This is a genomic window from Parazoarcus communis SWub3 = DSM 12120 (assembly GCF_003226565.1).
GTDB classification, from domain to species: Bacteria; Pseudomonadota; Gammaproteobacteria; order Burkholderiales; family Rhodocyclaceae; genus Parazoarcus; species Parazoarcus communis.
The window spans coordinates 40,353-66,569 of record NZ_QKOE01000017.1; the positions used below are offsets into that span (position 1 = coordinate 40,353).

Below are 26,217 nucleotides of genomic sequence, written 5' to 3' on the forward strand. Positions count from 1 at the left end.
CGCCGCTGCCTGATCCTGCACCATAGAAAAACCCACACGCCCAAACACGCGCGGCCTGCATTACGATTGTGTTACACAATGTATCAACCGATTATTGCAGCAAGGTGACAGTCTGCTAGTCCCAGCGTTGCTGATAGGAGAAGGTTGGCAATTTCCAGCCATAGCGCAAGGCCAACATGCGAAAACCAAACCCCAGGACGAAGCAGAACAGGGTGTTCAGGTCAGCGTCCACCCCCAGCGTCTGCAACCCCAGAAAAAGTACGCAGACCACAAGGGAAACGCTGGCGTAGAGCTCCCGGCGGAAAACGACCGGCACCTGATTACACAACACGTCACGCAGGATGCCGCCGCTGATACCGGTCAGCATGCCCGCCATGATGACCACGATCACCGGGTACTCGAGCTGCAGTGCAATGGTGCAGCCAATCAGGGAGAACGCCACCAGCCCCATCGCATCCAGCATCAGGAAGATGCGCTTCATGTGGTGCATGAACCTGGCCAGCACAGTCGTTGCCAGACCCGCCAGCAACACCAGATAGACATACTCTGGATGCTGCGTCCAGCCAATCGGGAAATTGCCCAGCACCACATCCCGGATCGTGCCCCCGCCGAGGGCGGTCACGAAGGCAATCACGACCACCCCGAAAACGTCCATGTTGCGACGCCCCGCGGCAAGCGCGCCGGACATGGCTTCGGTGGTGATGGCAATCAGGTAGATGACCAGCAGCAGGTCGAACTGCTTGGTGGCAAGCGGCTGAAAGATGTGGGCAAGGGTGTCCAGCATGAGGAAAGGCTCCGTCCAGTCCGGCAACGTACAAACGTGCCGGCGACGCCTCTCCCCCTGTCCTTTTACCTGAGAGTTTCAGCCCACACGGGCCTGCCCCTTCGGTGAGTTGCCAGATGTCGAAACGTCTGCAACTGCTCTCCAGTCGGCGAATGATCCCCGCGGTTCTTCATGCCTGAGCGATTATGGGAGTTTGCGCCTTCGGCGGAGTCCGGCAATGCCAGCCCCTCTCTCCCGCGGATGGTCGGATTATCGTGAGCCGCAGCGAAAAAAGATAGCCCCCAGACTGCTCGTCAAGCCAAACACCCTCAGCGGCAACCCAGCGCTGCCCCCCTTGCCACCACACGTGTCACGCGCTCACATATTCCGGGGAAGCGCGCGCTTCACTGGCTTCTGTATGGCGCCATCTTCTCGGGCACTAGCGTCTTCATCGCATCCATGCCGATCACTATTCCACCGTAACCGACTTTGCCAGGTTACGCGGCTTGTCCACATCCGTCCCCTTCACCAACGCGGCGTGGTAGGACAACAGCTGCAGCGGGATGACGTGCAGTACGGGCGACAACATGCCATAGTGCTCCGGCATGTGAAGGATGTGCACACCTTCGGACTCGGGGATCTCGCTGCCGGCATCGGCAAAGACGTAGAGTTCTCCGCCGCGGGCACGGACTTCCTGCAGATTGGATTTGAGCTTCTCGAGCAATTCGTCCGCGGGGGACACCGCAATCACCGGCATGTCCTTATCCACCAGTGCCAGGGGGCCGTGCTTGAGTTCGCCGGCTGCGTAGGCCTCGGCGTGGATGTAGGAGATTTCCTTGAGTTTGAGCGCACCTTCCATGGCGATCGGCCAATGACGGCCACGGCCTAGGAACAGGGCGTGCTCCTTGCTGGCGAAACGTTGTGCCCATTTTTCGATCTCGGGCTCGAGTTCGAGCACTTTCTGCACGGCAACCGGCAGGTGCCGCAGCGCAGTCAGATGACGTTGCTCTTCGGCCTCTGGCAGTCGCCCATTGAGCTTGGCCAGGGCCAGCGTCAGCAGGGCCAAGGCGGCAAGCTGGGTGGTGAAGGCCTTGGTCGAGGCAACGCCGATCTCCGGGCCGGCACGGGTGATGAAGCGCAGCGCCGACTCGCGCACGATGGCGGATTCCGGCACGTTGCAGATTGCCAGGGTACGTGCCATGCCGAGCGTTTTGGCGTGCTTGAGCGCAGCCAGGGTGTCGGCGGTCTCGCCAGACTGGGAGATGACCACCACCAGAGTGTCGGCCTCGGGTACGGACTCGCGATAGCGATACTCGCTGGCAATCTCGACCGTGGTCGGGATCTTTGCCACCGACTCCAGCCAGTAACGCGCGACCAGACCCGCGTGGTAGCTGGTGCCGCAGGCCAGCACCAGCACCCGACGCACACCATCAAAGATCTCGGCCGCACGCGCGCCAAAATGCTGGGGCGAGATGGCGCCGCCGCCGGCGATCATCTCCAGCGTGTTGCCCAGCGCCTGCGGCTGCTCGAAGATTTCCTTCTGCATGTAGTGGCGGAACTGGCCCAGTTCGACGGCATCGGCCGACAGGCTGGAGAGATGCACTTCGCGCTCGACCGCTTCACCGTCTGGACGGACCACCCGGTAACCGTCCAGCCGCAACTCGGCAAGGTCGCCATCTTCCAGGTACACCACCTTGCGTGTCACTTGCAGCAGTGCAGCGGTGTCAGACGCGGCATACATGCCCTGCTCGCCGATCCCCAGCAGCAGGGGTGAGCCGCGACGGGCGACGATGGCGCGGAACGGGTCGGCCTCTGCCAGCACACCGATGGCGTAGGCGCCCACCAGTTCGTTGGTGGCCAGCCGGACCGCTTCGAACAGGTCAGGGTGGGTTTCGAGCTTGCTGTGGACCAGGTGCGCGATGGCCTCGGTGTCGGTCTCGGACTCGAACACATACCCGCGGGCCTCGAGACTGGACTTGATCGCCTCGAAGTTCTCGATGATGCCGTTGTGCACAACTGCCAGGCCGCCGGAAATATGCGGATGCGCGTTTCGCTCGGAAGGCACCCCGTGCGTTGCCCAGCGGGTATGGGCAATGCCGATGTTGGCCGACAACTGCCGGGCATCGGCCAACGCCGCAAGCTCGGCCACCCGACCGGCAGCGCGCAGCCGGCTCAAGGATCCGGACAGAACGGCCAGTCCGGCTGAGTCGTACCCACGGTACTCGAGCTTGCGCAAGCCTTCGAGCAGGACGGGTACAACGTTATTGGTGGCAATTGCCGTCACGATACCGCACATGGCCTGGATCCCCTGATTCGATTGCTGTGGCCTTCAAGCCACGGCGTGAAGATGGCTTACTTGTTCTTGACCGGTTTCTTCCAGCCGGCAATCGACAACTGCTTTGCGCGCGACACCGTCAGTTGCTCCGCCGGCGCATCCTTGGTGAGCGTGGTCCCCGCACCCAGCGTTGCTCCACGGCCGACCCTGACCGGCGCAACCAGTTGCGTGTCCGATCCAATGAAAACATCATCTTCGATGACCGTACGGTACTTATTGACGCCGTCGTAATTGCAGGTAATGGTGCCGGCACCAATATTGACGCGCTGGCCGATGTCGGCGTCACCCACGTAAGCCAGGTGATTGGCCTTGGAGTGGTCGGCAACGGTACTGTTCTTGATCTCGACGAAATTGCCGACGTGGACGTCCTTGCCCAAGCGGGTGCCGGGCCGGGTACGGGCGTAGGGCCCGATGATGCAGTCCTCACCCATCAGGGTGTTGTCCAGATGGGAAAAAGGCGCTACCCGGGTACCCGCGCCGATGACGGTATCGCGAATCACGCAATTGGCGCCGATACGCACCCCATCACCCAGCACCACACTGCCTTCGAACACGCAATTGATGTCGATCTCGACATCACGGCCACAACGCAGCTCGCCACGCACATCAATGCGTGCAGGGTCGATCAGGGTTACACCATCGTCCATCAGCCGGCGCGCAATCATGGACTGATGCAGGCGTTCGAGCTCAGCCAGCTGCGGCTTGCTGTTGACACCCAGCGTTTCGGCGACGGCATCGGGCTGGACGGTGACGATCTCGACGCCCTCGGCCACGGCCATGCCGATGATGTCCGTCAGGTAGTACTCCCCCTGCGCATTATCATTACCGATTCGACCCAACCAGTTGCGCAAGCACTCAACCGGCGCCACCAGAATGCCGGTATTGACCTCACGGATGGCGCGCTGCGCGTCTGTGGCATCTTTATCTTCGACGATGCGCAGGACACGCCCTGCTTCATCACGCACAATGCGTCCGTAGCCAGTGGGGTTGTCGAGCGTGACGGTAAGCAAACCCAGGCTGGCGACACCGGCCGCCCCTACCAGGCGCTGCAGGGTGGCAACACCGATCAGCGGCACATCGCCGTAGAGCACCAGCGCCATGCCCTGGCTGGACAGATGCGGCAAGGCTTGCTGCACTGCATGTCCCGTACCCAACTGGGGCTCCTGACGCGCCCAGGCCAGATCCGTTGCATCGAGGCGCTCGCGCACCACCTCACCACCATGACCATAGACCACGCAGATGCGGCTGGCTTCGAGTGCCCGGGCCGCGGCCAGCACATGAGCCAGCATCGGCTTGCCAGCAATGGGCTGGAGGACCTTGGGCAAGACCGAACGCATCCGCTTGCCCTGTCCGGCAGCGAGGATCACGACTTCCATGAAGACATCCGAAGGGAATTCAAGATGGCGCGAATTCTAGCATGCGCCCTCCTGGCACCATCGTGACCTGATACCTGTCGAGCATGACATTGCAGGGCCGTGTTGCAATGCAGGCGTTTTCTGATCCTGATCTAACTCGCGTCACGAACATGGGCATAGAATGCCGATGTTGCAACGCACTCAAAATCAAGGGCTCGCCATGGACCATCCCGCTCAACCGCTGATCCAGAACCGCACATTCGACGAGATACAGCTCGGCGATTTCGCACAACTGATGCGTACGCTGCGCCCCGAGGACATCCACCTGTTCGCAGCAATGTCAGGCGACGTGAATCCGACGCACGTGGATCCGGAATTCGCCCGCTCCAGCCAGTTCCGCGAAGTGGTCGGCCACAGCATGTGGGGCAGCACGCTGATCTCCACCATCCTGGGCACCGAGTTTCCCGGACCCGGCACCGTCTATGTGTCGCAGGGGCTCAATTTCTGGCGACCGATCACCATCGGTGACACGCTGACGATCACGGTGACCTGCAAGGAAAAGTACGATCACAATCACCACATCGTGTTCGACTGCCTTGCCGTGAATCAGGACGGACTCAAGGTCATTGACGGCACGGCAGAAGTCGCCGCCCCCACCGAAAAGATCTCCCGCCCCCGCGTGGTGCTGCCCGAAGTCACCATTTCCGATCGCGAGCTGCGCTATCGCCACCTGCTGTCGATCACCGCCGGGCTGTCGCCGATCCCGATCGCAGTCGCTCACCCGTGCGACGCTGAATCGCTGCGCGGCCCCATTCAGGCCGCTCATGCCGGGCTTGTCGACCCCATCCTCGTTGGCCCGGAAAACAAGATCCGCGCGGTCGCCGAAGAACAAGGACTGGACCTGAAGGGCTTCCGCATCGTCGACGTCCCACACAGTCACGCCTCGGCCGAGACCGCCGTGGCGCTGTGCCGTGACGGTGGCATCGAGGCGCTGATGAAGGGCTCACTGCACACTGACGAACTGATGGGGGCGGTGGTTTCCAAAGCCAACGGGCTACGTACCGCTCGCCGCATCAGCCATGTGTTCCTCGCCGACGTGCCGACCTACCCGCATCCCCTGATGATCACCGACGCGGCCATCAACATCGACCCCACGCTGGAAGACAAGGTCGACATCATCCAGAACGCCATCGAACTCGGCCACATGCTCGGCCTGCTGGAACCCAAGGTCGCCATCCTCGCCGCAGTCGAGACGGTCAACTCCAAGATGCGTTCCACCATCGATGCCGCCGCACTGTGCAAGATGGCCGATCGCCGGCAGATCCGCGGCGGCCTGCTCGATGGCCCGCTGGCCTTCGACAACGCAGTGTCGCTGGTTGCCGCCAAGACCAAGGGCATCCGCTCGGCGGTTGCCGGCAATGCCGACATTCTGGTCGTCCCCGACCTGGAGTCGGGCAACATGGTCGCCAAGCAGCTTGAATACCTTGCGGACGCGCTGATGGCCGGGGTCGTGCTCGGCGCACGCGTCCCCATCGTGCTGACCAGCCGTGCCGACACGGCAGAGACTCGCGCGGCATCATGTGCCATTGCCCAGCTGATGGCCCATCGCAAGCGGGAGGCACTGAAGGTATGAAAGCCGTTCTTGTACTCAATGCAGGTTCGTCCAGCCTGAAGTTCGCCCTTTTTCCGCTCGAACCCGGCCTGGCCGCCAATCCGGCACTTTCGGGCCAGATCGAAGGCATCGGCGCCACACCCGAGCTGTCCGCGAAGGAGGCCAACGGCACGCGCCATCACGAACCCGTGGTCACCCACGGCGAACAGGGCGAGCAGCATCGCGACGCGCTGACGCACCTGTTCCGCTGGCTGGCCGCACACAACCCCGATCTGGAAATCGTCGCGGCAGGTCACCGGGTGGTTCACGGTGGTGATCGCTACAGCGCCCCGGTCAAGCTGAGCGAGGGCTTGTTGCGTGAGCTCGATGCCTTCGTCCCGCTCGCACCGCTGCACCAGCCTCACAACCTGCGCGCCGTCCGGGCCGTATCCGCCTTGATGCCCGACGTGCCGCAAGTGGCCTGCTTTGACACGGCTTTCCATCGTACCCAGCCAGCGGTAGCCCAGGCCTTTGCGCTGCCGCGTGCGATCAGCGCCGAAGGCATCAAGCGCTACGGCTTTCATGGCCTGTCCTACGATTACGTCGCGCGCAAGCTGCCCGAAGTCATCGGGGATAAGGCTCACGGTAGTGTGGTGATCGCCCATCTCGGCAACGGCGCCTCGATGTGCGCCCTGCGCGACGGCAAGAGCATGGCCTCCACCATGGGCTTTACCGCCGTGGAGGGCCTGATGATGGGCACCCGCACCGGCAGCCTGGATCCCGGCGTCATGCTCTACCTGATGGAGCAGAAAGGTATGAGCGCGAAAGCGCTGACCAATCTGCTGTACAAGGAATCGGGCCTGCTGGGGGTTTCTGGCATCAGCCAGGACATGCGGACCTTGCTGGCCTCGAACGCGCCAGAAGCGACCGAAGCGGTCGAACTGTTCTGCTACCGCATCGCCCGCGAGCTTGGCTCGCTGGCTGCCGCAGCAGGCGGACTGGATGCATTGGTGTTTACCGGTGGCATTGGCGAGCACGCTGCGGTGGTACGCGAGAAAGTGGCCGCATTGTCAGGCTGGCTGGGCATCACCATCGACTCCAGCGCGAACGAGGCCGGTGCAAGCCGCATCGACGCCGCCGACAGTCGCGTTGCCGTTGCCGTCGTGCCGACCAACGAAGAAGGCATGATCGCGCGCTACACCGTGGAACTGCTTGACCTGTAAGCAAGCAGTGCGACAGGACGCGCTCCGGCCGCGTCCTGCCAGTACCTCGACACACCGCGCTTCCACGTGGGCATCTCGAAGCGAACAAGGGCAGCCTGAGCTGCCCTTGTTTCACATCTGAAGACGTGTCGCGATCAACGCGGCAGCACGCTCGCCCCCATCAGGAACTCATCGACTGCGCGGGCGCACTGGCGTCCTTCACGGATAGCCCACACCACCAGCGACTGACCACGGCGCACATCACCCGCAGCAAACACCTTGTCGACGTTGGTTGCATAGCAGCCTTCGCCATCGGTCGTTGCCTTGGCGTTGCCACGCGCATCCTTATCCACCCCGAAGGCCTCCAGCATGCCGCCCACCGGGTTGGTGAAGCCCATCGCGAGGAAGACGCGCTCGGCCGGGAAGACCTGCTCAGAGCCGGCAACCTCGCTCATACGACCGTCCTTCCACTCGAGGCGGACAGTACGCACACCGGTCAGCTTGCCGTTCTCACCGATGAACTCCTTGGTGCCAATCGCGTATTCGCGCTGGGTCTCGCCTTCCAGATGCGAGGACGAGGTGCGCAGCTTGATCGGCCAGTAGGGCCAGGTCAGCGCCTTGTTCTCCTGCTCGGGCGGCTGCGGCATGACCTCGAACTGGGTGACCGACGTCGCACCGTGGCGATAGCTGGTGCCGACGCAGTCGGAGCCGGTGTCGCCACCGCCGATCACCACCACATTGCAGCCTTCCGCCGAGATCGGGTTGGGGCGGTCACCAGCCACCTGCTTGTTCTGCGGAATCAGGAACTCCAGCGCGTAGTGCACACCCGCCAACTCACGCCCCGGCACCGGCAGGTCGCGCGGCACTTCTGATCCACCGGCCAGCACGACGGCGTCGAACTCGGCCTTGAGCTGATCAGCCGTGACCACTTCCTTGGCGTCATTGATGATGCCAGCAGGCATATCCTTCGCACCGACGACAACACCGGTGCGGAAAGTGACGCCCTCGGCCTGCATCTGCTCGACGCGGCGGTCAATCAGCGACTTCTCCATCTTGAAGTCGGGAATGCCATAACGCAGCAAGCCGCCGACACGGTCGTTCTTCTCGAACACGGTGACGTCGTGGCCAGCACGCGCCAACTGCTGCGCCGCTGCCATGCCCGCGGGGCCGGAACCGACCACGGCAATCTTCTTGCCCGTCTTGGCGGCAGCCGGCTGCGGCTTGACCCAGCCCTGCTCCCAGGCCTTGTCGATGATGGCTTGCTCGATCGACTTGATACCAACCGCGTCCGAGTTGATGTTCAGCGTACATGCCGCTTCACAGGGGGCCGGACAGATGCGACCCGTGAACTCGGGGAAATTGTTGGTCGAGTGCAGCACCTCGATCGCCTGCTGCCACTGACCGCGATACACCAGGTCGTTCCAGTCGGGAATGATGTTGTTGACCGGGCAACCGTTGTTGCAGAACGGAATGCCACAGTCCATGCAACGCGCACCCTGCACCGCAGCCTGCTCATCGGACAGGCGGAGCACGAACTCCTTGTAGCTCTTGATCCGCTCCGGCACAGGCTCGTAAGCCTGCGACAGACGCTGGTATTCGAGAAATCCGGTGGGCTTGCCCATTTTTACGCGGCCTCCAGTTGCTGCTGGCGCTGCTCGGCCATTTCGGCGAGCGCGCGACGATATTCATTCGGCATGACCTTGACGAACTTGTTACGCCAGGCCCCCCAGTTATCGAGAATTTCACGGGCACGTGGGCTGCCGGTGAAGCGGGCATGACGCTCGATCAACCCCTTCAGGATCAGCTCATCCCCCATGGTCAGGTGGTCGATATCGACGCGGCCATGAGACTCGAGTTCGTCGCCCAGATCGGAATCCTTGCGCGCCTCGATTTCTTCCGGCAACGGCTCGAGCGCCACCTGTGCCATGTTGCAGCGCTGCTCGAAATCCCCCACCTCGTCCAGCACATAGGCCACGCCACCCGACATGCCAGCGGCAAAGTTGCGCCCGGTCTGACCCAGCACGACCACGGTACCGCCGGTCATGTACTCGCAACCATGGTCACCCACGCCTTCGACCACGGCGGTGGCGCCGGAGTTACGCACGGCAAAACGTTCGCCGCCGACACCCGCCAGATAGACCTCACCCTCGGTCGCACCGTACAGCACGGTGTTGCCGATGATGATGTTGTCCGCCGTCTTGCCACGGAACTCGGCTTGCGGCCGAACGATGATGCGCCCGCCCGACAAGCCCTTGCCGACATAGTCGTTGCCTTCACCCACCAGCTCCAGGGTGACGCCACGTGACAGGAAGGCGCCAAAGGCTTGCCCGGCGGTGCCGGTCAGACGCACATGGATGGTGTCCTCGGGCAGACCAGCATGGCCATACTTCTCGGCGACACGCCCGGCCAGCATGGTACCCACGGTACGATTGACGTTGCGCACCGGCAGATCGATCGACACCTTCTCGCCACGCTCCAGCGCAGGCGCTGCGAGGGCAATGAGTTCGTTGTCGAGCGCCTTCTCCAGGCAGTGATCCTGAGTCTCGGTGTGCAGGCGCGGAACGCTGGCCGGCACGTTCGGGCGATAAAAGATGCGCGAGTAATCCAGCCCCTTTGCCTTCCAGTGCTCGATACCGCCCTTCATGTCGAGCAGATCGGCGCGACCGATGAGGTCGTCAAACTTGCGGATGCCCAACTGCGCCATCAACTCGCGCACTTCTTCGGCGATGAAGAAGAAGAAGTTGACCACGTGTTCGGGCTGACCGGTAAAGCGCTTGCGCAGCTCCGGATCCTGCGTGGCCACGCCCACCGGGCAGGTGTTCAGGTGGCACTTGCGCATCATGATGCAGCCTTCGACGACCAGCGGCGCGGTAGCAAAGCCGAACTCATCGGCACCCAGCAGTGCGCCGATGACGACGTCGCGGCCGGTCTTGATCTGACCATCCACCTGCAGACGGATGCGGCTGCGCAGACGATTCAGCACCAGGGTCTGCTGAGTTTCGGCAAGGCCGAGCTCCCACGGCGAACCCGCATGCTTGATCGACGACAGCGGCGAAGCCCCGGTACCACCATCATGACCGGCCACCACGATATGGTCGGCCTTGGCCTTGGCCACACCAGCGGCCACGGTACCGACACCGATCTCGGACACCAGCTTGACCGAGATATCGGCCTTCGGATTGGCGTTCTTCAGGTCGTGGATCAGCTGGGCCAGATCCTCGATGGAGTAGATGTCATGGTGCGGCGGCGGCGAGATCAGTCCGACACCCGGCACCGAGTGGCGCAGGAAGCCGATGTACTCGGACACCTTGTGGCCGGGCAGCTGCCCACCTTCGCCGGGCTTGGCCCCTTGCGCCATCTTGATCTGGATCTGATCTGCATTGACCAGGTATTCGGTCGTCACGCCAAACCGACCCGAGGCCACCTGCTTGATCGCCGAACGCAGCGAATCGCCGGCCGACAGTTCGAGGTCGCGCTCGATGCGGCTCTCGCCAATGATCTGCGACAGCTTCATGGCCTGGGTGATGGGCTTGAAGCGCATCGGATCCTCGCCACCTTCGCCGGTGTTCGACTTGCCGCCGATGCGGTTCATCGCAATCGCCAGCGTGCTGTGCGCCTCGGTCGAGATCGAACCGAGCGACATCGCGCCAGTCGCAAAACGCTTGACGATCTCCTTGGCGGGCTCGACCTCGTCCAATGGTACCGGTGCGCCCGCGGGCTTGAGCTCGAACAGACCACGCAACGTCATGTGACGCTTGCTCTGATCGTTGATGATCCGGGCGTACTCCTTGTAGCTGTCATACTTGCCCGAACGGGTCGAGTGCTGCAGCTTGGCAATGGCGTCCGGCGTCCACATATGCTCTTCGCCACGGATGCGGAAAGCGTACTCACCGCCGGCGTCGAGCATGTTGGCCAGCACCGGATCAGGACTGAAAGCCTTCTGGTGCAGGCGGATGGCCTCTTCCATGACCTCGAACACGCTGATGCCTTCGACCTGCGTGGTGGTGCCGGTGAAGTACTTGTCCACCAGCGAGCTGTTGAGGCCCACTGCTTCGAAGATCTGCGCGCCGGTGTAGGACATGTAGGTCGAGATGCCCATCTTGGACATGACCTTCATCAGACCCTTGCCAACCGCCTTGACGAAGTGCTTGACGTACTTGGCACCGGCTTCTTCGCTGCCCGCCATCTGCTGCAGGGTTTCGAGCGCCAGGTAGGGATGCACGGCTTCGGCGCCGTAACCCGCCAGCACGGCAAAGTGGTGGGTTTCACGCACGGTGCCGGTCTCGACCACCAGACCGGCGCGAGTACGCAAGCCCTTGGTGACAAGGTGCTGATGGATGGCCGACAACGCCAGCAGTGCCGGAATGGCCACCTGCTCGGCCGAAACCTTGCGGTCGGACACGATCAGGATGTTGTTGCCCTCCAGCACGGCATTTTCGGCATCGGCACAGAGCGAAGCCAAGCGTGCTTCGACCCCTTCCTTGCCCCACGCAAGCGGGTAACAGATGTCGAGCTCGGCCGAACGGAACTTGTCCTTGGTATAACGTGCGATGTTGCGGATCTTGGCCATGTCGGCGAAGTCCAGCACCGGCTGAGTCACTTCGAGACGGAACGGCGGATTGATCTCGTTGATCTCGAGCAGGTTGGGCTTGGGTCCGATGAAGGACACCAGCGACATCACCAGTTGCTCGCGGATCGGATCGATCGGCGGGTTGGTGACCTGCGCGAAGAGCTGACGGAAGTAGTTGTACAGCGGCTTTTCCTTGGACGACAGCACCGCCAGCGGCGAGTCATTGCCCATCGAACCAGTGCCTTCCTCGCCCGTTTTGCCCATGGGCTCAAGGATGAACTTGATGTCTTCCTGGGTGTAGCCAAAGGCTTGCTGACGATCAAGCAGGCTGGCCGCACAGTCCGGTGCCGAAGCGTCGGCTGGCGACTGCAGGCCGTCAAGCTTGATGTTGATGCGGCTGAGCCAGTCGGTATAGGGCTTGACCGACGCCAGACTGTCCTTGAGTTCCTTGTCGTCGATGATGCGACCCTGCTCCATGTCGATCAAGAACATCTTGCCCGGCTGCAGGCGCCACTTCTTGACGATCTTGCTGTCGGGGATGGGCAGCACACCGGACTCGGACGCCATGACCACCAGATCGTCATCGGTGACGAGGTAGCGTGCGGGACGCAGGCCATTGCGGTCGAGCGTGGCGCCGATCTGACGACCGTCGGTGAACGCCACCGCGGCAGGGCCGTCCCACGGTTCCATCATGGCCGCATGATATTCGTAGAAGGCGCGACGCTTCTCGTCCATCTGGGTGTGCGACTCCCAGGCTTCCGGGATCATCATCATCACCGCATGGGCCATCGAATAGCCGCTCATCACCAGCAGTTCGAGCGCGTTGTCGAAAGCAGCCGAATCAGACTGGCCGGGGTAGATCAAGGGCCAGATCTTCTGCAGGTCTTCACCCAGCAGCGGCGAGTGCACGCCCTTCTCCCGCGCGCGCATCCAGTTGTAGTTGCCGCGTACGGTGTTGATCTCGCCGTTGTGGGCGATGTAGCGGAACGGGTGCGCCAGGTTCCACTTCGGGAAGGTGTTGGTCGAGAAACGCTGATGCACCAGGGCCAGCGCCGAGGTTGCACGCGGATCAACCAGGTCCAGGTAGTACTCGCCCACCTGAGTGGCCAGCAGCAGGCCCTTGTAATTGACGGTGCGGGCCGACATGGAAACCATGTAGAACTCCTGACCGTGCTTGAGTTGCAGCGCACCAATGGCGTTGGCGGCACGGCGACGGGCAACATAGAGCTTGCGCTCCAGCGCCTCGGTCACCATCACGTCCGGGCCACGGCCGACGAACAGTTGACGGATCACCGGCTCCTTGGCCTTGACCGCCGGGGACATCGGCATGTCGGCATTGACCGGCACATCCCGCCAGCCAAGCACGACCTGACCTTCGGCACGCACTGCACGCTCGACCTCTTCCTCACAGGCCAGGCGGGATGCAGCTTCCTTGGGCATGAACACCATGGCCACGCCGTATTCGCCCGGCGCCGGCAGGGTGACGCCCTGCTTGGCCATTTCTTCGCGATAGAGTTGATCGGGAATCTGGATCAGGATGCCCGCACCGTCGCCCTGCAGTGCATCCGCACCCACGGCACCGCGATGATCCAGGTTTTTCAGGATCTCGAGACCCTGCAGAATGATGTCGTTGGTCTTCTTGCCCTTGATGTGCGCAATGAAGCCGACGCCACAGGCATCATGTTCGTTCGCCGGATCGTAAAGACCCTGCTTTTGGGGGAGATCCATCTCGTTCGTCCTCGAAACAACATGTCGCCGGGACTTGCCGGCGCGGTTCGGGCGACTCTCGTCGCTTTTCAAACCCGCACGTGTGTAAACCGTGCGGACACAAAAAAGCCGGGCGCGCGGGCACCCCGGCTTGCACGATCGGTATTACCGCAGATCGATCGCTTCGAACACTTCTTCGGATGCCCGAATATACCCCCGGGCCGGTCATCGTTCAAGACTTTTTTGCGCTGCGGCAAGTCTATGACAAATCAGTGAATTTCACCTACCGCAAAGAGTCGCCGATGTTCGCGCATGGCGTAGCGGTCAGTCATGCCGGCGATGTAATCCGCGATCGCGCGCGGCTTGTCCTCGCGCGCCTTGGACTGATACTGAGGCGGCAGCAAACGCGCATCGGACATGAAGGCACCAAAGAGGTCCTCGATGATTCGCCGGGCCTTGTCGGTCATTCGCAGCACCTGATAGTGCCAGTAAAGGTTTTCGCGCAGAAACTGCTTTAGCTGCAGCAGATCGGGCTGCAGGTCGGAAGAGTATGCAACCAGTCGCGGGGCACTTCTGACGTCATCCAACGACTGTACGTCAGCAGCGACAATGTTGCGTTGAGTCTGGGCAATCAGGTCCAGCGCCATGCTATTGACCATGCGCCTGATCGTCTCATGCACCAGCTTACGCCCACCCAAGCCTGGCCACTGCAATTCGACCGCCTGACGATGACGCGCAAACACGTCGACGTCGGCAAGCTGCTCCAGCGTGATCAGACCGGAACGCAGACCATCGTCGACATCATGATTGTTGTAGGCGATCTCATCGGCCAGATTGGCAAGCTGGGCCTCGAGCGAGGGCTGTCGGCCTTCGATGAAGCGCAGACCCAACTCCCCCAACTGCTCGGCATTGGCTCGCGAACAGTGCTTGAGAACTCCCTCGCGGGTTTCGTACATCAGGTTGAGACCATCGAACGCCGCGTAGTGCTCCTCGAGCAGATCGACCGTACGCAAGGACTGCAGATTATGCTCGAATCCGCCGTACTGCTTCATGCATGTGTTGAGCGCATCCTGCCCGGCATGTCCAAAAGGTGTATGCCCAAGGTCGTGCGCCAGGGCAATCGCCTCAGCCAGATCCTCATTCAGGCGCAAGGCGCGTGCAATGCTGCGCGTCAGCTGCGCAACCTCGATGCTATGGGTCAAGCGCGTACGAAACAGGTCACCCTCGTGATTGACGAAAACCTGTGTCTTGTACTCGAGTCGGCGAAATGCGGTCGAATGAATGATGCGATCCCGATCGCGCTGAAACTCGCTGCGTCCGGACGGAGGCGGTTCGTCATGCCGTCGCCCCCGACTATTGCCCTCGACGACCGCGTAGCGCGCAAGCTCGATCACCAAGGTCACCTGCAACGCGCCTCGATTGCCGCTGAGATGTCACCCTCAGAAGCCTCACCCCACATCAGGGCACGCCCCAATTCACGCAACAACACCAGGCGCAGACGCCCGGCCTCAACCTTCTTGTCGTGAGACATCAACTCCAGGTAACGCTCCACTCCAAGCACCGGCCCATGGACAGGCAGCCCCGCCCGCAAGAACAAGGTCTCGGCCCGGACGACATCAGCATCAGTCAGCCACCCCAGCCGACGGGACAGTTCGGCTGCCATCATGGTGCCCGCCGCAACGGCCTCGCCATGCAGCCACTGGCCGTAACCCATACCGGTCTCAATCGCGTGACCAAAGGTGTGCCCAAGATTGAGCAAGGCGCGCTCACCCTGCTCAGTTTCATCCGCCACGACAACCTCGGCCTTGTTCGCACACGATCGCTCGATCGCAAACGCCAGCGCTTCAGGGTCGCGTACCAGCAGGGCATCCAGATTGGCCTCGAGCCACTCAAGAAAGGGCAGATCACGAATCAGCCCGTACTTGATCACTTCGGCGACGCCCGCAGCCAGCTCGCGCGGCGGCAGGGTATCGAGCACACCGGTATCAGCCAGCACGAGCTTCGGCTGATAGAAGGCGCCAATCATGTTTTTGCCCAGCGGGTGATTGATCGCCGTCTTGCCACCCACAGAGGAGTCCACCTGCGCCAGCAGCGTTGTGGGAATCTGGATGAACGGCATGCCGCGCTGATAACACGCTGCAGCAAACCCACCCATATCCCCAACCACTCCACCACCAAGGGCGATCAAGGTCGTGGATCGCTCGCAGCGTCCTCCAAGCAATGCATCAAAAATCAGATTCAGCGTCGGCCAATCCTTGTTCGCCTCACCATCAGGTAACACAACCGAAGCAACATCAACGCCTTGCGACTGCAGCGCCTGCTGCAGGCGGGCGAGGTACAGCGGCCCGACGACATCATTGGTCACGATGGCGACACGACGAGTCTTGAGGTGGGGCAGAATCAGGTCAGCCCGCTCAAGCAGCGATGGCCCGATATGGATGGGATAACTACGCTCACCCAGCGCGACATTCAGTGTTCGCATGAAGTCTTGTCCAGGGCCTGCAAGGCCTTTTCGATCTGGCGCACCATTGCACCCGGATTGCAGCGCCCCCCCTCGACGATGATGTCCGCAACCTCGCGGTACAGGGGGTCACGCTGCCGATGAAGTTCTTCGATTCGCTGACGGGGGTTTTCCACGCGGAGCAGCGGCCGGTTGCGGTCGTGCCGGGTACGCTCCCACAGGATTTGCGGCGGCACATCGAGATAGATCACCACACCACGTGCTGCCAGCAGTGCGCGGTTTGCTGGATCCAGCACGACACCGCCCCCAGTCGCAAGCACCAGATCAGGCTCTGCAGTCAGTTCATCAAGCGCCTGCGCCTCCCGCCGGCGAAATCCCGCCTCTCCCTCGATTTCGAAAATCGTCGGGATATTCACCCCGGTGCGAGCCACGATCTCATGATCGCAATCGGCAAAGCGCATCTTCCGACGTCGCGCCAACTCCCGCCCCACGGTTGTTTTTCCGGCACCCATCATGCCGATCAGTATCAGACAAGTCACACGAATATCGCCGGAATCCAGAAAAACAAAGGGCGGTGCCCCCACTGAGAGACACCGCCCCGGATTGTAGCAGCAGGTAGCGACTTATCTGAGCGTCAGCGAGTCCGAAACGATGCGAGGCGTGACAAACACCAACAACTCGCGCCGAGAGGTATCACGACTCGTCGTACGGAAGAGCGCTCCAACTACAGGCAATTCACCTAGCACCGGAACCCGATCAATGTTGGTTGTATCCTCTTCTTCGTAGATACCGCCGATCACAACCGTACCACCGTTCTCGATCAGCACTTCGCTCTTCACATTTTTGGTTTCGATCGGAGGCACGTTGAACAAGGCCTCCTCACGAAGCACTCGATCCTTGTTAACCTCGATCGATAGCTGCAACCGCCCATCCGGCGTGATCTGAGGCTTGACTTTCAATGACAATACGGCCTTTTTAAACGAAACACTAGTAGCACCTGAACTGGTTGACTCCTGATAAGGAACCTCTTTCCCCTGTTCTATCGACGCTTCAACCTGATTCGCGGTCAGTACGCGCGGACTAGAAATAACCCGCCCTCGCCCATCAGACTCCAGAGCTTGAAGCTCCAGATTCAAGAACCTTGTCAAACTGCTGTTAAAAAGGGTCAAGTTCATTACGCCGAACCCGCCTCTTTGATAACCAGCACCAGAAGTCACGGACTCACCAACACGTTGCACCATACCGTTAATAAGCGCGTTGCTACCGGTATCAATAGTTCCATCTGCTCCAACGCTCACAAACTCCGACTTACCGAATCCCAGTTGGGCGCCGTTCCCCAGGCTCTTGGCCTTGCGGTCTCCGTAACCGAGTCTGACACCCAGGTCGCGCGCAAAAGTCTTGTTGGCTTCGACAATTCTTGCCTCAATCAAAACCTGACGAGGGGCCACATCGATTTCAGTCACCAGTCTACGCAGCGCCTGCAGTCGAGAACCGACATCAGTGACGAAGATTTTGTTAGAGCGATCATCGACCACTACGCTGCCACGCTTAGACAGCATCGTTTGATCCTTGCTCTTGAGAAAGTCGAAGATCTCCTTTGCCTTGTGATAGTTGATCTGAAAACTTTCAGTCTGCAGCGGTTCAAGGTCGGTCACCTGCGCCTTCGCTTCAAGCTGCAGTTTCTCACGTGCGGCAAGCTCGTCACCCGGTGCAATCCAGATCACATTACCGCTCTTGCGCATATCCAGGCCCTTGGCCTGCAAGATGATGTCAAGCGCTTGATCCCACGGCACATCTTTCAGCCTCAGCGTCAGGTTACCCTGGACAGAATCAGACGTGATGATGTTGAAGTTGGTAAAATCCGCAATGACCTGCAATACCGAGCGAACATCAATGTTCTGGAAATTCAGCGAGAGCTTCTCTCCCTGATATTGTCCACGAGTACCCTGGACCAGCTTATTTGGATCCTCAACGACGCGCTTCACCTCAAGAACAAACTGATCATCGCTTTGATAGGCGTTGTGCTCCCACAAACCGTTAGGCGAAACCACCAAACGCACGTTATCGCCCTGCTGCTGGGCAGTCATTGCAGTAACTGGCGTGGCAAAATCGGTCACGTCAGAACGGCGACGCAGATGCTCTGGCAAGGACACCTTGAGAAAATCGACGACCAGATTACCGCCCTGCTGCCGAATATCGATACCCGTTTCGGCATTTGACAACTGCACGACAACGCGCCCCTCCCCCTCCTTGCCACGGCGGAAGTTGATGTCGCGAATACTGGTACCAGCCACATCGGCAGCTTTCGGCGCCGCAAAATTTGCGTAGGCTTGGGCGCCGGGTGTCGGTGTTGCCTGTGCACTGACCGGCGACAGGGCAATGACGACATTGCGCCCGTCGACACGGGTCTCATAAGGCGTCATCCGCAGGAGGTTCAACACCAGCCGCGTGCGATCACCTGCCTGAATAATATTGGCACTGCGCAGATCCCCTTGGCCAATCTCCTGGGCCGCGCGTCCCAACGCGTTTGCCGTAGCTGGAAAATCGAAAGCGATCCGCGCCGGATTGGCCACACTGAAGCTGGCAGGCGGTGCAGCCAAGGGCTGAGCGAGCTGCAGCCTGACAAACAGCCCCCCACCTTGCTCTGCAACCTCCAGTGTCTCGATACGATTCAGATCCGACTGAACCTGCCCCTGCTCCTGCGCTAACACGAATGTCGCGGGCACTAAAGCCGCAATCGCGCTCGCAAGCAGTACCGTTGTAATCGCACTCTTCATCGTCCGGCCTCCCGCCGCTCCTGCAACTGCAAGGTCGTTGTACGTTCGACCCAGTCGCCATTCATGTCTTCAACCAATTCGCGAAGGGTCACCCCGGTTTCATCAACCGCAGTGACCACGCCATAGTCCTGACCGAGGTAGTTGCCCCGCTTGACCTGATGCAAAGAGCGATCAGCCTGCACAAGAGCATGTGCAACATTACCCTGCATCAGCACGCCGACCATGCGCAAAGACTCCAGCGGATAGGCCTCCAGGGGCTCACGCCGACGATCTGGATCGGGCCTGAGCCCCCCACCCGTCACCTTACGTTCCGGCTCAATGCGGGAAGTCTTGAACGGCTCAACCAAGGCTGAGGCTGAGTAAGCAACGACAGGAAAGGGCTTGATTTCCGGCAAGGGTTTGACAGCCCCCCTCATTCCAGCCGCCTGTTCGTTCATCCAAGCCTGAATATCCTCCTGCTCATTGGCACAGCCAAGTAACAGAAAGCAGGATGTCAACAGAAGCCAGCTCTTCATTTCTTAGCCCCCGGCTTGCTTGCTTGACGCTTCTGCGCCAGCTCTTCCTCATCCAGGTAACGGTAGGTGACAGCGCGAGAGTTCAGTCTGAGCCGCCCATCCGTGCCCGACTCCAGAACAACGTTGTTGAGCGTTACGATGCGCGGCATCCGTGCAACGTCGCTGGCAAACTCACCCAGATCGTGGTAGCTACCCGTGATGCGAATCTCAATCGGCATCTCCGCGTAGAAATCCTTCACCTGGTCCGCCCCCGGTTTGAACAACTCAAACTGCAATCCACGCCCCAGCCCGGCTTGGTTGATATCCGACAGCAGTGAATCCATCTCTGCCCGGTTCGGAAGTTGCTTCAAAAGTGCGCCAAACTGGCGGTCGATCTCGACGAGTTGGCGCTTGTGTTCCTCCAGATTGACAGCCTGGCGCTTCTTGGAGACCCACTCCTGACGCAACTGCTGCTCCTCGGCTTCGCGCTGAACCAAGGTCTCCGCCTGTACCTGCCAGTCGAACCACCAGGCCGCCGCCAACGTCACAGCAAGCAGCCCGACGAACACGGCAATGCGCGGAGCCAGCGGCCAAACACCAGGATCGTTAGGATCCAGGTTCTTGAAATCCTGTTGCAAGCGCTGAAAATCAATCTTGCGCACATCGGGTAAAAGGCCAGTCGACTTCATCGTGCGCCCCCCTGTGCAACTTTAGCGGCTACCTCGACCGACGGACGCTCGATACCAATCGTCAGCGTGAACTCACTAACGCGCCGGCCCGCAACAGTCGCTGACTTAACCTCAACCAGACCCGGATTCTGAAGAAAAGGAGACTCATCGAGACTACGCATCAGGCTGGACACTCTCGCATTGGACTGCGCAATACCTGTCAACGTAACCCGTTGACCGGACTGCCTGGCAGTCTTGAGATAGACACCATCAGGCATGTTCCGCGCCAATTCGTTGAAAAGATGTACCGTTTCAGCACGGTGACTCTGCAAGGACTCGATCACCTGCTTGCGCGCCAGAAGAGCGTCTATCTGCTGCCTCAGCGTCCTGATCTCGGCAATTTGGGCATTCAGTTTGGTGATCTCGGCTTTCAGGAAGGCGTTCTTGCTTTCCTGTCGCTCGATATAGCCTGCATACACCATATGCACCAGCAGTGCGATGGCACCGCCAAGCAGGATCATGCCCAGTGAAACAACATAAAACTGCTGCCTCCGCTCCTTGCGCTTTTCTTCGCGATGCGGAAGAAGGTTGATCCTGATCATGTATCGAACCTCCTAAGGGCCAGACCACAAGCAACCATCAGCGATGGCGCGTCGGCCAACAGGCTCTTGGGTCGCACTTTGGAAGACAGCCCCATGCCGGCAAACGGGTTGGCGATGAGGGTCGCCACCTGGGTACGCCCTCCAACCACATCCCCCAATCCTGGCATTGTGGCGCAACCGCCGGCCAACACCAGGTGATCCACCTGATTGAACTGGGTCGAAGTGAAGAAGAACTGCAACGCCCTTGAAACCTCAAGCGCAACACTGTCCATGAACGGGCGAAGCAGATCACGTGCATAATCGTCGGGCAGATCACCCGAGCGTTTTGCCGCCTCAGCCTCGTCGATGCTCATCCCATACTGGCGCGCAATATCCTGGGTGAGCTGATAGCCGCCGAACGCCTGTTCGCGCGAGTACACCTGACGGCCGTTGCGCAACACGGAAACATTCATCACGGAAGCGCCAATATCGATCAAGGCCACAACTTTGTCTGCACCGCCGCCAGGCAATTGCCGGCTGACCAGCTCAAACGCAGACTCGACAGCCAGCGACTCGACGTCCAGCACCACGGCCTTCAAGCCACAGGACTGTGCCACTGCGACCCGATCCTCGACCTTCTCCTTGCGGGAAGCAGCAATCAGCACCTCGACTTCACCTGGACTACCAGGTGCCGGCCCGACGACGTTGAAGTCAAGATTGACCTCGTCCAGCGGGAACGGGATGTATTGATTTGCCTCTGACTCGACCTGAAGCTCCATCTCCTGCTCGCGCAGCCCGTCAGGGAGGATGATTTTCTTGGTAATCACCGAGGCCGCCGGCAAGGCCATGGCGACGTTCTTCACCCCGGAACCAAAGCGGCGCAACAAACGCCCGACGGCATCTGCGACTGCATCGAGATTGGCGATGTTGCCGTCCACGACCGCGTCACGTGGCAGCGGCTCGATGGCGTAGCGTTCGACGTTGTAACCGCCCTTGTCGCGCTCCGACAACTCCACCATCTTGATCGATGACGAAGAAATATCGAGCCCTGCAAGCTGACGCGCCTTTGAACCGAATATTGAGAAGTCGATCACAAAGAAAACCCTTAAATTTCTTTATGTTAGGCGCCGAAGCTAAATAAGGCTCTTAGATGCTAGCAACAAGCGCAACAGGTGTAAAGCAAAATGCATCAATTTGCATCAGTCGTCAAATCCGCGATTCGCGCCGCAACACCCCTTATATAATGCGCCCCTGAGTCATTTTTCGGACATTTTGATGCGCTGGGTCCTCTATCCGGTCGCGGCCCTTGTTGCGCTGACGACACTCGGCCTTGCCACACTGGCGGCCATTTCCATCCTCGCCTGGCCTAACCTCCCCTCGCTTGAAGCCCTGACTGACTACCGCCCCCGCATACCACTGCGGGTTTACACAGCAGACGGGCACCTGATCAGCGAGTTTGGCGAGGAGCGCCGGAACGTCGTCAACATTGATGACGTTCCAGTACAACTTAAGCAAGCCATCCTGGCTGCCGAAGACGAGCGTTTTTACGAACACCCGGGAATCGATCTGCTTGGCATCGCACGTGCTGCGCTGGCCAACCTCAGCTCCGGCGGGCGCGGACAGGGTGCATCGACGATCACGATGCAGGTCGCACGCAACTTCTTCCTGTCCCGCGAGAAAACGTACAACCGCAAACTTTACGAGATCCTGCTCGCGCTGAAGATCGAGCGCAATCTCAGCAAGGACAAGATTCTCGAGCTTTACATCAACCAGATTTTCCTTGGCCAACGTGCCTACGGCTTCTCGGCAGCAGCCCGGGCCTATTTCGGCAAACCGCTCGAGAACATCACTCTGGCCGAGGCAGCCATGCTCGCCGGGCTACCAAAGGCACCATCGGCTTTCAACCCCATCGTCAATCCGGCGCGCGCAACGGTGCGCCAGCGCTATGTCCTGAGGCGTATGGTAGAAGCGGGCTTCATCGACAATGCAGCCTATCAGACCGCGCTCGCCGAACCATTGCGTACTCAGTCTGCGCGCACCGTGAGCGGCAGTCGCAGTAACCTTGTGCGCGGCGACTATGTCGCTGAAATGGCCAGACAGATCGCCGTTGAACAGTTCGGAGAGGATGCGTACCAGCTGGGCATCAGGATCACCACCACAATCAGGCGCGACGACCAGGAAGCTGCCTATGCCGCGCTGCGCAAGGGCGTGATGGATTACGACCGACGCCATGGCTACCGGGGCCCTGAGCGCTTCATGGAACTGCCGCAGGGCAGGATCGATGAAGAAGCGCTAGAAGAAGCACTGAGCGAAGCGGGCGATTTTGACGACCTGCTTGCCGCTGTCGTCCTCGAAGCTTCGACGCGTGAAGTCAAGGTATTCCGCCGAGGTGAAACCTTGACACTGTCCGGCGACGGCATCAAGTTTGCTACCCCGATGCTGAACGACAAGGCGCCCCAGGCAAGACGGATCCGGCGCGGCGCCGTCGTGCGCATTCGCGATAATGGCGAAAAGGGCTGGGAACTCGTTCAGCTTCCAGAAGTGCAGGCAGCCTTGCTGTCGATCGACGCACAGACGGGTGCAGTCCGCGCGCTGGTTGGCGGCTTCGACTTCAATCGCAACAAGTTCAACCACGTTACCCAGGCACAACGCCAGCCGGGCTCGAGCTTCAAGCCATTCATCTATTCGGCGGGGCTGGAACGCGGCTACAGCCCAGGAACCCTGGTTGACGACACGCCACTCTACTTCCCTGCCGGGGTGACGGGCAGCCAGGCCTGGGAACCCAAGAACTACGACGGAAAATTCGACGGCCAGATGACTTTGCGTGACGCACTGGCACGTTCCAAGAACATGGTTTCCATCCGCCTGCTCGACAACATCACGCCTGCCTATGCCCAGGACTATATCGGTCGCTTCGGCTTTGACACTGCGCGCCATCCACCCTACCTGACGATGGCGCTGGGTGCCGGCTCGGTCACCCCATGGGAAATGGCAACCGGCTATGCCGCATTCGCCAACGGCGGATATCGGATCGACCCCTATGTGGTCAAGGAGATCCACGATGGCAATGGCAAGTTGATTGCCCGCATCGACCCCCCTGTAGCCGGGGAAAGTGCGCCCCGGGTCATCGACCCACGTAATGCCTGGCTGATGGACTCAATGCTGAAGGACGTCGTTCGCCGCGGCACGGCGACCCGCGCCCGCAGCCTCAACCGTAACGATCTGGCAGGCAAGACGGGTACGACCAACGACTATCTCGACGCCTGGTTCTGCGGTTACAACCCGGACGTGGTCGCTGTTTCGTGGATGGGCTTCTCGCAACCGCGCAATATGGGACGTGGCGAGACCGGCGGTGCGGCTGCGCTGCCGATCTGGGTCAACTACATGCGGACTGCCTTGAAGGACATGCCGGAGAACCCGCTTCCCCGCCCGAACGGCATTGCCAGCGCACCGGTGGCCGACGGAGACCGAGAAGACTTCTACTACAGCGAGAACGAACCACCCGCACTCAAGCCACAGCCATCCTGGCTCGAGGAACTGTTCTCGAACAACAGCCCGGCACTTGAGGCTCCGGAAGAGGCCATCCCCGCAGCACCGCCGGCTCCCGCACCTGCTCCGCGCCCAATTCCAGCCATGCAGGCACCCGCACCTGTCGTTGACCGGCTGCCGACGCCAGTACAACGCTGAACCTCCGGGGCTTTGAAACCTCTGCAAAAGCCGCACACGAAAGCTCTATCAGACCCGGTCCCGCTCCGGATGATTGCCCGATTCATCCAGGAAGGCGCCGGGCTGAACCGTTGCGCTCACTACCGCAGACACGGACAACAGGCGAAACTCAAGCCGGACGGCTCTCTACGGCAAGAGGGTCAGCTGCGTGCCCGACTGTTCGGACACCACCTGCGACAACAAGGCATACAACTCAGCCCCATCACGCCCGGCAATCCAGCGACCGCCTTCAGGCTTGAAGTGAAAACCGCCCGACCGTGCCGCCACCCAGATTTCACGGGCTGCGGTGTGACGGTTGATGATGATCTTGCTGCCGTTGTCGAACTCGAGCTCCAGCACGCCACCCGGCTTGAGTTCGATATCCAGGTCAACGCCGCAGTTTTCCAGCACCGCCTCGATTCGGGCCAGCTCGGCCTCAGCCAAGGCATTGAATGCAGATTCTTCCATGCCGACTCCTTCTGTTAGCATCTCGACTTTTGTCGAAGAATGGCCATGCGAGCGACGATTCCCGCACTTGCGCTAGCCAGCGCGATGTTCCTCTCTGCCTGCGGCATCAAGGGCCCCCTGTACATGCCCGAACGGCCTCAGCAAGCAGGAACGTCCAGTCAGGCGGCCGAGCATCATAGCAAACCCGACTCCAGTCGCAGCGCCACACCCACTTCTGTCTCTCCAGGCAACATCCGATGAAGTCTTCCTTTCCGGTTCCGACCCTGCAACGGGTCGATGGTCAGCTCAAGCTCGAGGGCCTTTCCCTGACGAGTATTGCCGAGCGCTTTGGCACCCCGACCTACGTTTATTCCCGCGCGGCCCTGAGCAGCGCCTTCAAAGCCTACCAGAACGCACTTCAGGGCCGCCCCGCACTGGTGTGCTACGCGGTCAAGGCCAACTCCAATCTTGGCATCCTGTCGGTGTTTGCCAAGCTCGGCGCTGGCTTTGACATCGTCTCCGGCGGCGAGTTGGCCCGCGTACTGGCGGCAGGCGGCAGTCCATCCAGGGTCGTGTTTTCCGGCGTCGGCAAAAGCCGCGACGAGATGCGCCAGGCACTCGAAGCGGGCATCCGTTGCTTCAACGTCGAATCGGCGGCCGAGCTTGAGCGTCTGAACGAGGTCGCGGGCGGGCTGGGCCGGCTCGCACCCATCGCCCTGCGCGTGAATCCGGATGTCGACCCCAAGACTCACCCGTACATTTCAACCGGGCTCAAGAGCAACAAGTTCGGCGTTGCCTTTGACGAAGCGCTGACACTGTACCGGCGTGCAGCCAGTCTGCCCCACCTGAAGATCAGCGGCATTGCCTGCCATATCGGCTCACAGTTGCTGGACCCCGCACCGATGGCTGAGGCTGCCGCCAAGGTATGCGGCCTGGTGGATCAACTTGCCAGCGAAGGCATCAGTCTCGATCACATTGACCTGGGCGGCGGCCTGGGCATCTGCTACAACGACGAAAACCCGCCTGCGGTCGCCGACTACCTGGCGCCCTTGCTCGCCGTATTCGAGGGGCGTGGCGAGGAACTGTGTTTCGAGCCCGGCCGCTCCCTGGTCGGCAATGCAGGACTGCTGCTGACCCGGATCGAATACCTCAAGCCGGGCACAGAGAAAAACTTCGCTGTCGTCGATGCCGCGATGAACGACCTTGCCCGCCCTGCGCTCTACGACGCCTATCATGCAGTCGTGGAAGTGGCCGCCAGTGCAACACAAAGCCAACGCTATGACGTCGTCGGCCCGATCTGCGAGAGCGGCGATTTTCTGGCCCGCGAACGCAACCTGGCAGTCAGCGAAGGAGATCTGCTGGCAATCCTTTCGGCGGGCGCTTACGGCATGACCATGAGTTCGAACTACAACACCCGAGGGCGCGCCGCTGAAGTCATGGTGGACGGCGACACGGCCCACCTGATCCGCGAGCGCGAGTCGATCGAGTCGCTCTATGCGCTCGAAAGGCTCATCGACTGATCCCTCCGTAACATCGGGACCCGATAACGTGAGCACCTGCC

19 protein-coding genes and 1 riboswitch are annotated in these 26,217 nt (G+C 60.7%); of the genes, 5 read left to right on the forward strand and 14 right to left on the reverse strand.

The window, feature by feature from the left end; all coding sequences use genetic code 11:
* Positions 1-115: 115 nt before the first annotated feature.
* From DNK49_RS18270 to glmU, 3 genes are all read right to left on the reverse strand, one after another.
* Complete coding sequence (locus tag DNK49_RS18270; protein ID WP_110527911.1) at positions 116-784, reverse strand: trimeric intracellular cation channel family protein; 669 nt, start codon at positions 782-784, stop codon at positions 116-118.
* A 152-nt stretch (positions 785-936) separates the two neighbouring features.
* A riboswitch (glycine riboswitch) is annotated at positions 937-1,031 on the reverse strand.
* Between the two features lie 201 nt (positions 1,032-1,232).
* Positions 1,233-3,059, reverse strand: a complete 1,827-nt coding sequence (gene glmS / locus DNK49_RS18275; protein ID WP_110527914.1) for a glutamine--fructose-6-phosphate transaminase (isomerizing) — start codon at positions 3,057-3,059, stop codon at positions 1,233-1,235.
* A 56-nt stretch (positions 3,060-3,115) separates the two neighbouring features.
* Entirely contained in the window at positions 3,116-4,474 is a 1,359-nt protein-coding gene (glmU, locus tag DNK49_RS18280; RefSeq protein ID WP_110527917.1) for a bifunctional UDP-N-acetylglucosamine diphosphorylase/glucosamine-1-phosphate N-acetyltransferase GlmU, read from the reverse strand.
* Positions 4,475-4,673: 199 nt separating this feature from the next.
* On the opposite strand from glmU, the gene DNK49_RS18285 reads away from it, so the two are divergent.
* Positions 4,674-6,086: a bifunctional enoyl-CoA hydratase/phosphate acetyltransferase gene (locus DNK49_RS18285; protein WP_110527922.1), complete on the forward strand. Its 1,413-nt coding sequence runs from the start codon at positions 4,674-4,676 to the stop codon at positions 6,084-6,086.
* Positions 6,083-7,267, forward strand: a complete 1,185-nt coding sequence (locus DNK49_RS18290; protein WP_110527925.1) for an acetate/propionate family kinase — start codon at positions 6,083-6,085, stop codon at positions 7,265-7,267. The genes DNK49_RS18285 and DNK49_RS18290 overlap by 4 nt, the downstream gene beginning before the upstream one ends.
* Before the next feature lie 134 nt (positions 7,268-7,401).
* On the opposite strand, the gene DNK49_RS18295 is transcribed toward DNK49_RS18290, so the two are convergent.
* From DNK49_RS18295 to DNK49_RS18340, 10 genes are all read right to left on the reverse strand, one after another.
* The gene (locus DNK49_RS18295) at positions 7,402-8,868 is read right to left on the reverse strand and encodes a glutamate synthase subunit beta (protein WP_110527928.1); all 1,467 of its coding nucleotides are present in this window, start codon (positions 8,866-8,868) and stop codon (positions 7,402-7,404) included.
* Between the two features lie 2 nt (positions 8,869-8,870).
* A complete protein-coding gene (locus DNK49_RS18300; protein WP_110527931.1) occupies positions 8,871-13,544 on the reverse strand; it encodes a glutamate synthase-related protein in 4,674 nt (1,557 codons plus the stop codon).
* Between the two features lie 248 nt (positions 13,545-13,792).
* The gene (locus DNK49_RS18305) at positions 13,793-14,917 is read right to left on the reverse strand and encodes a deoxyguanosinetriphosphate triphosphohydrolase (RefSeq protein ID WP_110528063.1); all 1,125 of its coding nucleotides are present in this window, start codon (positions 14,915-14,917) and stop codon (positions 13,793-13,795) included.
* 5 nt (positions 14,918-14,922) lie between these two features.
* Positions 14,923-16,005, reverse strand: coding sequence for a 3-dehydroquinate synthase (aroB, locus tag DNK49_RS18310; protein WP_110527934.1), 1,083 nt, complete (start codon positions 16,003-16,005; stop codon positions 14,923-14,925).
* A complete protein-coding gene (locus DNK49_RS18315) occupies positions 15,993-16,523 on the reverse strand; it encodes a shikimate kinase (protein WP_110527937.1) in 531 nt (176 codons plus the stop codon). The genes aroB and DNK49_RS18315 overlap by 13 nt, the downstream gene beginning before the upstream one ends.
* 84 nt (positions 16,524-16,607) lie before the next feature.
* On the reverse strand, positions 16,608-18,761 hold the full coding sequence (locus DNK49_RS18320) for a type IV pilus secretin PilQ (protein WP_110527940.1): 2,154 nt from the start codon (positions 18,759-18,761) through the stop codon (positions 16,608-16,610).
* Positions 18,758-19,276 (reverse strand): pilus assembly protein PilP, encoded by a 519-nt coding sequence (locus tag DNK49_RS18325; RefSeq protein ID WP_110527943.1) that lies wholly within the window; start codon positions 19,274-19,276, stop codon positions 18,758-18,760. Before DNK49_RS18325 ends, DNK49_RS18320 begins: the two co-directional genes overlap by 4 nt.
* Positions 19,273-19,944: a type IV pilus inner membrane component PilO gene (locus DNK49_RS18330; RefSeq protein WP_110527945.1), complete on the reverse strand. Its 672-nt coding sequence runs from the start codon at positions 19,942-19,944 to the stop codon at positions 19,273-19,275. Before DNK49_RS18330 ends, DNK49_RS18325 begins: the two co-directional genes overlap by 4 nt.
* A complete protein-coding gene (locus tag DNK49_RS18335) occupies positions 19,941-20,525 on the reverse strand; it encodes a PilN domain-containing protein (RefSeq protein WP_110527948.1) in 585 nt (194 codons plus the stop codon). The genes DNK49_RS18330 and DNK49_RS18335 overlap by 4 nt, the downstream gene beginning before the upstream one ends.
* Complete coding sequence (locus DNK49_RS18340; protein ID WP_110527952.1) at positions 20,522-21,598, reverse strand: pilus assembly protein PilM; 1,077 nt, start codon at positions 21,596-21,598, stop codon at positions 20,522-20,524. The genes DNK49_RS18335 and DNK49_RS18340 overlap by 4 nt, the downstream gene beginning before the upstream one ends.
* Positions 21,599-21,779: 181 nt before the next feature.
* On the opposite strand from DNK49_RS18340, the gene DNK49_RS18345 reads away from it, so the two are divergent.
* Entirely contained in the window at positions 21,780-24,191 is a 2,412-nt protein-coding gene (locus tag DNK49_RS18345) for a penicillin-binding protein 1A (RefSeq protein ID WP_110527955.1), read from the forward strand.
* 165 nt (positions 24,192-24,356) lie between these two features.
* Here DNK49_RS18345 and cyaY read toward each other — a convergent pair whose 3' ends face one another.
* Positions 24,357-24,677 carry an iron donor protein CyaY gene (gene cyaY / locus DNK49_RS18350; RefSeq protein ID WP_110527958.1) on the reverse strand — a complete coding sequence of 107 codons (321 nt, stop codon included), beginning with the start codon at positions 24,675-24,677 and terminating at the stop codon, positions 24,357-24,359.
* Between the two features lie 45 nt (positions 24,678-24,722).
* Between cyaY and lptM the strand changes: the two genes are divergently transcribed.
* Together lptM and lysA are read left to right on the forward strand one after the other, a co-directional pair.
* Positions 24,723-24,917, forward strand: a complete 195-nt coding sequence (gene lptM, locus DNK49_RS18355) for an LPS translocon maturation chaperone LptM (RefSeq protein WP_165843375.1) — start codon at positions 24,723-24,725, stop codon at positions 24,915-24,917.
* On the forward strand, positions 24,914-26,176 hold the full coding sequence (lysA, locus tag DNK49_RS18360) for a diaminopimelate decarboxylase (protein WP_110527964.1): 1,263 nt from the start codon (positions 24,914-24,916) through the stop codon (positions 26,174-26,176). Before lptM ends, lysA begins: the two co-directional genes overlap by 4 nt.
* Positions 26,177-26,217 lie beyond the last annotated feature (41 nt).

Coding starts and splice junctions, on each gene's coding strand:
- DNK49_RS18270 (WP_110527911.1), bottom strand. CDS start 784: ATGCTGGACACCCTTGCCCACATCTTTCAGCCGCTTGCCACCAAGCAG.
- glmS (WP_110527914.1), bottom strand. CDS start 3,059: ATGTGCGGTATCGTGACGGCAATTGCCACCAATAACGTTGTACCCGTC.
- glmU (WP_110527917.1), bottom strand. CDS start 4,474: ATGGAAGTCGTGATCCTCGCTGCCGGACAGGGCAAGCGGATGCGTTCG.
- DNK49_RS18285 (WP_110527922.1), top strand. CDS start 4,674: ATGGACCATCCCGCTCAACCGCTGATCCAGAACCGCACATTCGACGAG.
- DNK49_RS18290 (WP_110527925.1), top strand. CDS start 6,083: ATGAAAGCCGTTCTTGTACTCAATGCAGGTTCGTCCAGCCTGAAGTTC.
- DNK49_RS18295 (WP_110527928.1), bottom strand. CDS start 8,868: ATGGGCAAGCCCACCGGATTTCTCGAATACCAGCGTCTGTCGCAGGCT.
- DNK49_RS18300 (WP_110527931.1), bottom strand. CDS start 13,544: ATGGATCTCCCCCAAAAGCAGGGTCTTTACGATCCGGCGAACGAACAT.
- aroB (WP_110527934.1), bottom strand. CDS start 16,005: ATGCGAACACTGAATGTCGCGCTGGGTGAGCGTAGTTATCCCATCCAT.
- DNK49_RS18320 (WP_110527940.1), bottom strand. CDS start 18,761: ATGAAGAGTGCGATTACAACGGTACTGCTTGCGAGCGCGATTGCGGCT.
- DNK49_RS18325 (WP_110527943.1), bottom strand. CDS start 19,276: ATGAAGAGCTGGCTTCTGTTGACATCCTGCTTTCTGTTACTTGGCTGT.
- DNK49_RS18330 (WP_110527945.1), bottom strand. CDS start 19,944: ATGAAGTCGACTGGCCTTTTACCCGATGTGCGCAAGATTGATTTTCAG.
- DNK49_RS18335 (WP_110527948.1), bottom strand. CDS start 20,525: ATGATCAGGATCAACCTTCTTCCGCATCGCGAAGAAAAGCGCAAGGAG.
- DNK49_RS18345 (WP_110527955.1), top strand. CDS start 21,780: ATGCGCTGGGTCCTCTATCCGGTCGCGGCCCTTGTTGCGCTGACGACA.
- cyaY (WP_110527958.1), bottom strand. CDS start 24,677: ATGGAAGAATCTGCATTCAATGCCTTGGCTGAGGCCGAGCTGGCCCGA.
- lptM (WP_165843375.1), top strand. CDS start 24,723: ATGCGAGCGACGATTCCCGCACTTGCGCTAGCCAGCGCGATGTTCCTC.
- lysA (WP_110527964.1), top strand. CDS start 24,914: ATGAAGTCTTCCTTTCCGGTTCCGACCCTGCAACGGGTCGATGGTCAG.